The organism is Chitinophaga caeni (assembly GCF_002557795.1).
Taxonomy (GTDB): Bacteria; Bacteroidota; Bacteroidia; order Chitinophagales; family Chitinophagaceae; genus Chitinophaga; species Chitinophaga caeni.
In genome coordinates this window covers 3,119,879-3,132,016 of sequence record NZ_CP023777.1, presented here as the reverse complement: position 1 = coordinate 3,132,016, position 12,138 = coordinate 3,119,879, and the positions used below count along the sequence as shown (strand labels likewise).

8 protein-coding genes are annotated in these 12,138 nt (G+C 43.0%); 1 reads left to right on the top strand and 7 read right to left on the bottom strand.

Annotation, left to right across the window (positions count from 1 at the left end):
* Nucleotides 1-4: 4 nt before the first annotated feature.
* The 7 genes from COR50_RS13185 to COR50_RS13155 form a co-directional block, all read right to left on the bottom strand.
* Nucleotides 5-1,399: a RagB/SusD family nutrient uptake outer membrane protein gene (locus COR50_RS13185; RefSeq protein WP_098194420.1), complete on the bottom strand. Its 1,395-nt coding sequence runs from the start codon at nucleotides 1,397-1,399 to the stop codon at nucleotides 5-7.
* A gap of 19 nt (nucleotides 1,400-1,418) precedes the next feature.
* A complete protein-coding gene (locus tag COR50_RS13180) occupies nucleotides 1,419-4,853 on the bottom strand; it encodes a SusC/RagA family TonB-linked outer membrane protein (protein ID WP_098196227.1) in 3,435 nt (1,144 codons plus the stop codon).
* Between the two features lie 182 nt (nucleotides 4,854-5,035).
* Nucleotides 5,036-6,205, bottom strand: coding sequence for a FecR family protein (locus tag COR50_RS13175; RefSeq protein ID WP_098194419.1), 1,170 nt, complete (start codon nucleotides 6,203-6,205; stop codon nucleotides 5,036-5,038).
* A gap of 151 nt (nucleotides 6,206-6,356) precedes the next feature.
* Nucleotides 6,357-6,977 carry an RNA polymerase sigma factor gene (locus tag COR50_RS13170; RefSeq protein WP_098194418.1) on the bottom strand — a complete coding sequence of 207 codons (621 nt, stop codon included), beginning with the start codon at nucleotides 6,975-6,977 and terminating at the stop codon, nucleotides 6,357-6,359.
* Between the two features lie 210 nt (nucleotides 6,978-7,187).
* Nucleotides 7,188-8,150 (bottom strand): alpha/beta hydrolase, encoded by a 963-nt coding sequence (locus tag COR50_RS13165; protein ID WP_098194417.1) that lies wholly within the window; start codon nucleotides 8,148-8,150, stop codon nucleotides 7,188-7,190.
* A gap of 627 nt (nucleotides 8,151-8,777) precedes the next feature.
* Entirely contained in the window at nucleotides 8,778-9,284 is a 507-nt protein-coding gene (locus COR50_RS13160) for a VOC family protein (protein ID WP_098194416.1), read from the bottom strand.
* 162 nt (nucleotides 9,285-9,446) lie between these two features.
* Entirely contained in the window at nucleotides 9,447-10,910 is a 1,464-nt protein-coding gene (locus COR50_RS13155; protein ID WP_098194415.1) for an alanine/glycine:cation symporter family protein, read from the bottom strand.
* Between the two features lie 554 nt (nucleotides 10,911-11,464).
* On the opposite strand from COR50_RS13155, the gene COR50_RS13150 reads away from it, so the two are divergent.
* Nucleotides 11,465-11,980: a hypothetical protein gene (locus COR50_RS13150; protein ID WP_232516165.1), complete on the top strand. Its 516-nt coding sequence runs from the start codon at nucleotides 11,465-11,467 to the stop codon at nucleotides 11,978-11,980.
* The last annotated feature ends 158 nt before the right edge of the window (nucleotides 11,981-12,138 follow it).

Sequence of the window (12,138 nt, the reverse complement as noted above, 5' to 3'; positions counted from 1 at the left end):
TAACTTAGTTTATATAACCGGGATTTTGATCACCGATCATAGGGTTTCTTTGAAATTCTACTAATGGAATTGGTAATATAAATTGCGTGTTAGATACAATAGTCGGCCTTAGCTCTTGGATTTTTGCCATGGGTAAGCGCAATAAAGCTTGCCAATCCTGCCCGTCTTCGCAAAATAAATTCCTCACCGTTTCGGCATATAGCTCCATTCGCAATTCATCACGATCCGTGATGGCATCTAAGCTGCTAAAATCGGTGATCCCCGCTTTGCCCATAACGGTTTTCATCAGCCCCTTCACTTCGTCGATATCACCATTGGAGCGCAACAAGGCTTCCGCTTCTTGCAAATACACTTCTGTAAGGCGGAACATGTACCCTACTTCTACCTGCTCTCCCAAGAACTTGGAAATGCCCAGGTAGTCAGAAACGGTATGAAAACACCAAGCTACGCGCGGGTCGCCGTTCATGATTTCGGACAATGGTTCTTTAACTATATCTGCCGGTAAGTCGCGGTATAAATAGCTGTCCCTTTTGTTGACTTGCGCTGCAAATGGAACGGTACCGAGCATTACCTCGGAGCTGGACAACCCTTTCGTTTTGAAGATATCTTCCTGGTGGTCTTCTAAAAGGTAAGGACTGTTCGCAATGATATCCTTCGTCAAGGTAACAACTTCGGTAAAATCGCTCTCTAATCCCCTGTTGAGCAATATTCTTGCTTTCAAGGCTTTCGCTGTCCAGGATGTAACCCTCTTGGCTGATTGCGCGCTAGGTGCATCTTGGATCGCTTTATCGACATCAGCAAGAATAAAATCATAACTCTCCTGAACAGATTTCCGGGTTGCAGGGATGTTCGAAGTTGTCACCGGTTCATCGCGGATCATTACACCGTAAGGGCTGTTAACATCGAAATATTGAGCGTAGTAAGCCATCAGTTGATAATGCCCGTAGGCACGCATAAAATAAGCCTCTCCCAAGATCTCGTTGCGGCGTTGTTCCTGAATTTTATTTGAAGGTAATAGCTGAACATCCTTGATGACACTATTGGCAGCATTGATCAGCAAATATGCTGACTCCCAAATATAAGTCGCATCATAAGCGGTTGGAGTGACGGCGTTCATGTTCAATGCAGAGGCACCGGTACGGTTCTCGATAAACCCGGCCAAGCTCGATGGCAGCTTTTCATGTGTATAAGAAGTTTGGGTGCTCTGAACCCCGCGATCATCCCCGGCTTCAGCAAAACGGTAATAAACCCCGTTGAGTGCTACCTCGGCGCTTTTTTGATCTATGATGACGTTACCTTCTACTTTCGATTGCGGTGGTAACTCGTTCAACGATTTCTTGCATGAAAAAAAGTTCAACGCAAGGAACGAAATAGTTATATAGATTGATAATTTCTTCATGTTGGATACATTTTTCTTGTTATAGCCCTAAACGGATACCTGCCACGAAATAACGGCTGGTCGGGTAAGAACTCACATCTCGTCCGCCCCCGATGATGCTTCCCGGATCATCACTCACTTCGGGATCAAGGCCCGGGTACGAGGTGATCGTGAACAAGTTTGTGGCAGAGAAATAAATCGATGCGCTTTTCATATGAACTTTTTCTAACAATCTATGCGAGAAGGCATAGTTTAATGTCAAGGATTTCAATTTCAGGTAAGAGGCATCGTAAACGTTTTCGTCGGTTAATAAATTAATACTACCATATATTAACCTAGGCCTGTTTGAATTTGGATTATCAGCGTTGTAATGATCCAAAATGCGGGTACTGCGGTTCGCTAAGTTATCAGTCGAAATGCTGGCCACATCATTTTGATACATCAATTCGTTCCCGTAAGAGAATGTAAACAGTGTTGTTAAACTCAAATTCTTATAATTCAAGGTACTGGTCAAGCCCCCGTAAAAATCCGGGATCGATTTACCGATGATATCCTGTTTCCAAAAACCGGTTTCATCCATTTCGTAAGCTAAATCTCCAATATTCAAATACGGGCTGAAGATGCTCCAATAAGGGAAAGCGTTCTTAAAATCTTCGAGCTGCTTTTCCGTTTTAATAACTCCTTTCGAAATTCTTCCATATAGTAAACCTAAAGGTTCTCCTTCTTTCACGATACTGGTACCCAGGTTCAGCGCATCGCGATCATTCGGGTTAGAGAATGGCCCGCCGTTTACATTCAACACCTTGGAGCGGTTCGTGGAAATGTTAAAGGCCAGCGTCCATTGGAAATCTTTTTTACGGATCACATCTCCGCGCAAATCAAATTCGAAACCGTTGTTGCGGACTTTGGCTATGTTCAGAATTACATTAGTATAAGCAGCACTCGGCGCGGTAGAGATGTTTAACAATAATCCATCCGTTGTTTTATCATAATAGCCGAAAGTACCTCTCAACCGACTTTGGAACAAGGTAAAGTCAAGACCTAAGTCCTTCTGCAAAGTAGATTCCCATTTAATAGCATCATTGCCGAGTTGTGAAGGGATCACGGCATTTTGGCCATCGTAAGCAACCGGTGTGTACAAGGTTCTCCATAGGTGATCGCCTATGTTTTGCGTACCCGTTGTTCCGGCGCTCACCCTCAATTTCAACTCATCAACCCAATTTACATGCGACATGAACGGTTCTTCAGAAATACGCCATGCAAAGGCTCCCGATGGGAAATACCCCACCTGGTTGGAAGGAGCGAATTTGGACGAAGCATCCGAACGACCTGTGAATGTAAAGAGATACCTTTCTTTCCAAGTATAATTGGCGCGTAAATAGAACGACAATAACGAGTTCATCCTGGAAGGATCGCTCCCTTTCACGGAAACAGGCACGGCAGCAGCGTCCAGGTTATTGAGGAAATCATCATCCGGGTAGCCGCGACCCGTTGCTGAGAAGAAACTGGCTTTGTATTTCTCCCAGGAAGTTCCCGCTACTACATTGAGGCGGTGCCTCTCGTTAAACGTTTTATTATAGGTCAAAGTATTTTCGAAGAAAGAGTTCAAGGAAGTACTGTTCGACTGCGAACCCAAACCACCACCGGAACTTTCCCTGCCGTAAAATCCACCGATATCAACGTAGCTAGGAACATAATTCAACTGGTGGTAATTAGTATAGTTGACGGAAACCACGGAGCGGAATCGCAGATCTTTCATCACATCATAGTTTAAAGCCATGGATCCGAGCAAAGAAGTGGTTTTGGTCCTGTTTATACCGGAAGCCACGGCCAAGGGGTTTTGAAAACCTTGGTAGGCTGTACTGATTTTGCCCAGGTTGGAATAGCTTCCATCTTCGTTATAAGGACTTTCCGTTGGCGGTGCAAACATGGCCTGGGTATAAATCCCGTTGGTAATGTTATTCGTTGTAAAACCGTAATCCAAGTTGGTTTGAACCTGTAACTTATCGCTGATATTATTATCCAGGTTTACCTTTCCCGAAATTCTTTCAAAATCGGTTCCGATCAGTACCCCGTCCTGGCGGGTATAAGCGAGGGAAGTATAATAGCGGCTACCGTTACCGCCACCTCTCACGGCGATATCAGCATTTTGGTTGAAGCCGTTACGGAGTACTAAACCCAACCAATCGGTATTAGCGTTACCGAAGAAATTAGGATCATTTAATATTTCCGTAGCTGTTGCATTCGGTTCCCTCCCGATGCGCACCCTTTCATCGTTAAGATTTTTAGCCGCTTCTTTGAATACAGCTTTGTATTGCTCCGCGTTCAACATTTTTTCTTTCAATGGAACGGAAAGCCCAGCGTAATAATTTGCTTCCAAGGTGGGCTTCATATTGATCTTACCCTTTTTAGTGGTAATAATCACTACGCCGTTGGCAGCTTTGGAGCCGTAAATTGCCGTAGCAGAGACATCTTTGAGGATATCAATAGATTCTATATCATTGATATTCAATCCAGCCAGGCTGTTCAATCCCCTGGAAAAAGCCCCTGAAACACTGTTATTAAAATCTTCACCGTAGTATGATTCTACCGGGTTAACGATCTCCGCAGAATTTTGGATATACCTGTTCTGGATCGTTACCGGTACACCATCGATAATGTACAAAGGGTCGTTGGTACCGATCAGCGAAGCGCCACCGCGTATCCTGATCCTGGCAACACCACCGGGAGAACCGTCAGCCTGGATCACCTGCACACCGGCAGCTTTACCATTTAAGGCTTGGTCGATACTGGTAAAAGGCACATTTTTTATTTCATCCGGGTTTACCGAAGCTACGGAGCCGGTCAAATCTTTCCGGCGGGTTGTACCGTAACCGATAACTACGGGCGCATTCAGTTCTGTTGGTTCGATGCCCATCTGCACTTGAAAAGGCTTACCGTCAGCGAGATTAGAAGCATTTACCTTGTAACGCTCTTTTTTATATCCCAGGAAAGTAAACTCAAGGATATTCCCCTCCTTAGCTAAGATGGAAAAGTCGCCTTTTGTAGACGTGATGGCAGTTTTTCCATTCGATAAATTTCTAACGGAAACACCTATCAGCGCTTGGCCCTGGTCATCTTTCACGATGCCCTGGACAGGCTTTTCCTGCGCCGGAAGTTCGAACAATGAAGCCGGGTCTATTTTTGGTTGTAAAACAACGATATTTTGATCCAGTATCTTGAAACTGATCGGCTGATCTTTCAAGCAGATCTCCATCAGTTCGGCAACCGTAACGTTCCTGGCCTCGACATTGAAAGGCGTTGTTTTGCGAAGGAGCTCATCGGTATAAATAAAATTAAAACCCGATTGCTTCCTGGCATCCTTGATAACTTCCTTCAGCGAAGTGTGATTTCGAACTATGGTGACCCGTTGAGCCAGGCTCGTGGCGCTTAATTTTAAGCAAGCGACCAATATTAATGCGGCTGTTAATTTCATAACCAGCAGATTTTGGCGGATGGGATTTAATAGACATAGCAATTTCCCATGCAAAGTCAATTTCATACATTTGCAGTGTTTGAGTTAAGAATAGAGATGTGTCGAAAGCATTTACATTCACTCAAATTTAGCCGGGGGTGTAGCAGCACTCCCGGTTTTTAAGTTCGTGTAAGCGATTAGATTTATGGTTTAAGAATCGTAATTTTATTCCCTTCTATTTTAAACTTCACCCCGTTGGTTAGCTCCAGTGTTTTCAATACGGTTGTTATATTAACATTTTTAGGAATAGTTCCCGAAAAATGTATATCTACTTCATCCTCGTAAATTACCTCGATATCGTACCAGCGCTCCAATTGATGCATTACCTCGTTGATATTGGCATTATTAAACCAAAAGAGGCCATTTTTCCATGCCATTACCTCTTCGGTATCCACCTTATCCGTTTCTATTTTTTCTGCGGAACGCTCCCATGAGGCTTGTTTTCCCGGTGATAAGAGTTGTATTTCCCGGCCTACCTGTACCTTGACGGCTCCTTCCAGCAAGGTTGTTCTCCAGGTATTTTCATTGTCATAAGCCTTTACATTAAAGTGTGTTCCCAGGACAAGGATCTCCATATCCTTGGTATTCACGATAAAGGGATCCAGCTCCGGGGCAACTTCGAAATATGCCTCACCGGAAAGTGATACTTTGCGTTCGCCTCCGCGGAAACTTACCGGGTACGTGATGCTTGAACCGGCATTCAGCCAAACCCTTGTACCATCAGATAACTGGATTTGGAAACTGTTGCCTTTAGGCGTTGTAAGCGTGTTATAACTAAGCGTTTTACCACCTTGTTTATCTTCATAGCTCAATATCCCGTTCGACTGCAAAGCCGCCTGTTCTTGTCCCGGTATGGCCTTACCTTTATGAATCTCTTCCAAAGGAACTTTTTGGCCGTTGCCTAAAGTCAACACGGCACCTTCATTTGCAGGGGGTATATCATTTTTAAAGCGTTCGGATTGCGTTAGCTGCGAAACAGGTACTTGTTTTTTCCCGAGTTGCATCCATAGCAAGGAAATTACTGCCATCACGGTAACAGCAGCCACCCCAACCCAAGGTTTCCAATTCAATGTCCTTGTTTTAGCTACGGGCATGTTCCTTTTCGATTGTAAAGTCTCCCAACCAACTTCCACGGGAAAATCCTGGTACATAGATTCCATTTGTTGGCCAATCCACTCCTTGTCGGTCAATTTTTGAAAAAGCGCTTCATGCTCCGGGGCATCTTGCCTCCAAAGATCCAGGCTTTCCCTATCGCCCGCGTTAATTTCCCCGCGTAAATAGTTCAATATCAATTGATAAACATCCTGTTGCATCTCCCGTAATTTATTAGGTGGCCATTACTCCCCATATGAGAACGAAGTCCGGTTGATTTTAACCAATCGTTTTTAAAATTTTTTTTGATAGGATTTAGTAACATGCCTGAACGCATGTATAAACTGTAGGATAGTTATTGAAAATGGTAAACTAATGGAGGGAATTAGGATGTTGATGTAACAAATAAGTATGTATAGGTATGATACCCCATAACAGGATGTCAATATAGCCTTTTTTCTTCAAATAATTTTGTAAATGCTTTATAGCCCGTGTTTTATGATTTAAAACCGTTTGCGGAGAAAGGCCCAATTCATCCGCGATGGTAGCCGTGGCTTTTCCATCGAAGAAAAACGATTTGAAAACAAGGCGCGATTGGGTAGGCAAGTTTTCAATTTCCTCGTATACTGCCTGTAAAACCAATGCCGTTGTACCGAGGTGCTCCTCTAATTGTTCCGGTCCCTGGATGTGTAATAATTCTGCGTGAGCCGACTGGTGCCGTTTCGTTTTACGAAGAAAATCGATACTGGCGTTGCGCACCGTCGTAAAGAGAAAAGATTTTACGGCCGGGATCGATTCAAATTGTTGTTTGCGTTGCAGGAATTTCATGAATGCTTCCACGGCGATATCTTCCGCCTCGTCTTTTTGATGGATCAGGCTATTGGCATAATATCCTAAGGGCGCATAATACATGCTAAATAAGCGATGAATCGCTTGTTCATCGTCTTTTATGGCTGCTTTTAATAATTCCTTATTTCGCTGATGGTGGTGCATTTATCGACCGAAAGATATAAAATTTCCAATAATTCTTTGTCAAGGAATTGCAGTTTACAAGTATTGAGTATTCAACAGGTTTCAATAACTGCTTTCATGTTATCAAAAAAAATATAAATAGTTGATGTTGTACCAAATAAAAAATCGCCATATGTAAAATAAGTTACACATGGCGATTCCTGGTTTCCAAAAAAATTATAGCTTTTCGAATTACTTCAATGCTTTTTTCAAGGTAGCCGCAGCATGTATGAGTGCGGATTGCACCTCGGGAATATGCGCCAAGGGGTTTAATAATCCGTAATCGTGTATCATGCCCAGGTACCTAACCATCGTCACATCAACACCTGCTTCATTCAATTTGCGGGCATAAGCCTCCCCTTCATCGCGCAGCACATCATTTTCAGCTGTTTGTACCAGCGCTGGCGGCAAACCTTTTAGTTGTTCGAGGCTGGCACGAAGCGGGGAAGCATATATTTCGGCACGCTCTTTTTCATCTTTTGTATATGCATCCCAGAACCAGGTCATCATATTTTTGGTCAGGAAGCGATCATTTGCATATTTATGATAGGACTCCGTATCGAAGGCGGCATTTGTAACCGGCCAGAACAGGACTTGTTGTTTCAATGCAGGGCCTTTCTTATCTTTCGCCATCAAGGCTACCACGGCAGTCATGTTACCACCGACACTATTCCCGACAACAGCAAGTTTGCTACCATCTATCCCGATTTCTTTGCCATTTTCAGCAACCCATTTCGTTGCAGCATAGGCTTGATTGATGGCAACGGGGTAATGTTTTTCGGGCGAGCGATCGTAATCTACATATACCGCAGGTAAACCGGAGTAAACAACCAGGTCACGGATGAATCTTTGGTGGGTTGGATAATCACCCAATACCCATCCGCCACCGTGAAAGAACATAAAACCGGGGCTAATATCCTTTAATCCCGATGGTTTTACAACGATGATTTTCACGCTGATCCCATCCTGCTCAATCATCTTTTCGGAGGAATCTACACCGGAAATATCCACTTCAACCGATTTTTGTGCGCCTTCAAGCACAGCCCTGGCTTCGCCGGGTTGCATGGTTTCCATAGGTTTACCACCGCTGCTATTAAGCGTCTTTAAGAATTCTCTAACCTGCCTTTCGATAGATGGGTCTTTTGCTGCGTCCATAATAAATAGGATTTAAAAGTTAAGAATAATGAGATTGCTAACCAGCTTAATAATAACCCGCTTTATAAAATATTGTTTATCTCACCATTAGAATTGATTTTTTAACGATATTTAGAAAACATGATACACATCATATTATTCAGCTATATTAAACCTAGCAAGTTGCATAATTCATGGTGTTAAATAATCATTATTGTCCGACTAAATTTTAACCGGGGAGCAATTTGATCCCTCAAAAGTTCGAATCAATGTTCATCTGCTCGTTTCTTGTACTTTTTTGTTTACCCAAAAAAGCACCAAAAAAGGGCACAAATTGGCCATCACGGCCGCCAATTTGATCGCTCGATCTGGCCTAGCTACTACTGTATGGCCAAGCTACCCTTCGCTATCAACGGCGCAAAGTTCCACGGTTCTCTTGGCGGGGGGTGAATGTATCATCCTTCGCTTATACCCTTGAACAAGGTAAGGAATTCAGGTACCTTGAAAGCATTTTTACTCGGACAATAATGTTAAATAATTATTATTTGAGCGAAAAATTCCCGGAATATATTTCGCACCAAGAATTCCTTATAATAAAAAACCGCTCCAAATTAGGAAGCGGTTCAAGACTATATAAAATGTATGATATTACCCGTTATAAGCGGCTTCTAGCTGTGCAATATCGAGCTTCTTCATTTGCATGAGAGCACCCATCATCCGGCCTTGTTTTTCTGGCTCTTTCGATTGCATCATTTTTTGTAGCGCAGCGGGAACTACCTGCCAAGAAACGCCGAATTTATCTTTCAACCATCCGCATACCTGCGACTTTGGATCACCGCCTTCCGATAATTTTTCCCAGTAATAATCTACCTCTTCCTGGTTTTCACAGCTTATAATAAAAGATATTGATTCATTGAAAGTGAAGTTCGGATTTCCATTCAAAGCTAAAAATGATTGTCCTTCGAGCTTAAATTCCATCGTCAATACGGTACCTTCCGGCATACCGTGAAATTCGAAGCCTTCCTTTCCATACCGGGAGATATGCCCGGTGCTAGAATTTTTAAAAATACCAACGTAAAAGTTAACAGCCTCTTCGGCATTGGTAGTGAACCATAAATTCGGAGTAAGTTTTTGAGAGTGGATCTTGTTATTCATAATGTCGTGTTTTTATGATTCAAAGGTAGCAGAAGGCATATTTATAAATGCTGTACGATGGCGACAAATTGGGGGGAACTTTGCGACGGGAAAAAATAGCCATAAAAAACCGGGATACTTGAATATCCCGGTTTATATAAAGATTCTATATGCTACCTTATATTATTGTACAGGTTCCGCGCTTTTTTGCGTTTCCCATTCCCCGGCATTTTTGATGCCTATTTCCGAAGGTTTAAACCGGATCGGCTTACCCGCCTTCACTTGCTTGCTATAATCTTTTAGGGCCTTCAATGCTGGCTTTTGCAAGATAAAGATCGCGATAATATTAAGCCATGCCATGATACCGACACCGATGTCACCGAGTGTCCAGGCAGTATTTGCAGTCTTGATAGAACCATAAAAGGTTGTTACAATAATGCCCAGCCTCAGTATCCAAATTAACCAGGGTTTGTTGCCCTTTTTATCGAGGTAGCTCAAGTTTGTTTCGGCGATATAATAATAAGCCATGATTGTAGTGAAGGCGAAGAACAATAAAGAAACCGCTATGAAGCCACTTCCCAACCAGGGGAAATGCGAGTTTACCGCGGCTTGCGTAAATGCTGCACCTTCCTTCACCCCCGGCAAGTTTTCAACGATAAAACCACCACCGGGATTTACAACATTGTATTTACCTGTAAATAAAATCATGAAAGCCGTAGCCGTGCAAACAAACAAGGTATCAACATAAACGGAGAAGGCTTGTACCAAACCCTGCTCTGCCGGATGATTCACTTCAGCAGCCGCGGCTGCATGGGGGGCGGTGCCCTGCCCCGCTTCGTTCGAGTAGATACCACGCTTAACTCCCCAGGCAATAGCAGCACCGAACAAGCCGGAGAACGTGGCTTCCAAGTTAAAGGCAGATTTAATAATCAACATGAACATATCCGGTACTTCCTTGATATTGATACAGATAATTACTAATGCCATTAAAATATACAAACCCGCCATGAAAGGAACAACAAACTCGGCCACCGTACCGATCCTTTTCACGCCCCCGATGATAATCATACCGAGAAATACCGCGACGATACCGCCGGTTAAAGCCACCGGTACGTTGAAAGCCTCTTTCATACCCACGGCAATACTGTTACTTTGTACGCCGGGAAGCAATAAAGCAGTGCTGATGATGGTTGCTATCGCGAAAATAACGGCATACCATTTTAAGCCCATCCCCTTTTCTATATAAAATGCCGGGCCACCACGGTATTGGCCGTCTTTCACCTCTTTGAAGATTTGCCCCAGCGTAGCTTCTACGAATGCAGATGCCGCACCGAGGAAAGCGATCAGCCACATCCAGAATACGGCACCCGGGCCACCCATCGCGATAGCCGTGGCTACACCCGCAATGTTGCCGGTTCCCACCCTCCCGGAGATAGCTATGGCAAATGCTTGGAAAGAACTTACTCCCTTATCGGACGCTTTACCTTTGAATAGCAATCCAACCATTTTCCTCAAATACCGTACTTGCAAAAAACCGGTCCGTAAAGAAAAGTATACACCTGCAAATAAACACAAAATCACCAGCGCATTACTCCAAACAATATCATAAATAGATTGAATAATCGAGTCGAAATTAAATTGTTGCATAGGTTGATAAAATAATGTTGTAGACCTTGAATCAGCCTTGATTTTAAATAAGGCGGTAATTAAGGCAATTTTTATTAAAAAACCGGGAATATGGTGAAAAAATTGTACACATCAGGCCAAATTGGCATAATATAAACCATACTTCACCTGTATTTCCGTAATTATGACTCCTTAATGTTTATATTATGATAATATAAATATTTATTAAGTCGGAAAGCGACCTTATCCCTGTAGCACAAATAAGGCCACAGTTCATTCTATTAGAATTAATCACCTAATTATTATTTGTTTTATCAATTATTGATACTAATATAAATACCATTTAATGTTACTTAAATGCTAAAAGTTACTGCAACAGAGGTATTGGGATATATTGAAAAACTAGACTCGCACAATTATTTATTCATATAAAAGATTTAGGGACAGCTAAATCAACCTAAGTTTCAGCAGAAATTTAATCCAGAAGCTGCAGGAGGCTAATTTTAGTCCTTTTCCTGTAGCATTCAACTTTCCCCGTAAAAAATTGTTTAGATGAAGAAGTAAACTATATCAGCATGAAAACATTAGCCATCAATTTCCTTTATTGCCTCCTGGTGATTACAATCGTCGAACTTTCATTTAAACAAGATGCACACGCCCAATTGAAACGCTTCAGCATCGGTCCTTACGTGGAAGCGGCCTTTCCCACGGGCGATTTTAGCGACACCCATAAAACCGGGATCGGCGTGGGCCTTGGCGCCGATATTAAATTGGTAGCCGGCTTAACTGCCGTCGGCTCCGTTGGTTTTAATTACTTCAAAGGGGAAACCCTCAACTCGGTTAAGATCCCCGATGCGAAGGTGATACCGATCAGGCTGGGCTTACGTTACAAGCTTGTTTCCATACTTTATATCAAGGTTGAAGGGGGTACTGCTCAATTCTTGGGAGACTATAACGATGGTGTTGGCGCCTTGTTTGCCCCCGGCATCGGGATACGTATACTCGGGCTTGATGTTGAAGGGAAATACGAGTCCTGGTTTAAAGATGGTACGCATGCTTTCTGGGGATTGAAAGCGAGTTATAATTTCTGATGTCTTTGATAACCTGCTTCTCCGGGAAGCAGGTGGTTTTAAAATAACGTGACTAGTCCTGAAAATACGATACAGGATTAGAGAATAAATAAAAAGGGGCCGTATCGAGATACGACCCCTTATGCTATCGTTATGGCAAATAGCAGTTACAAATCACT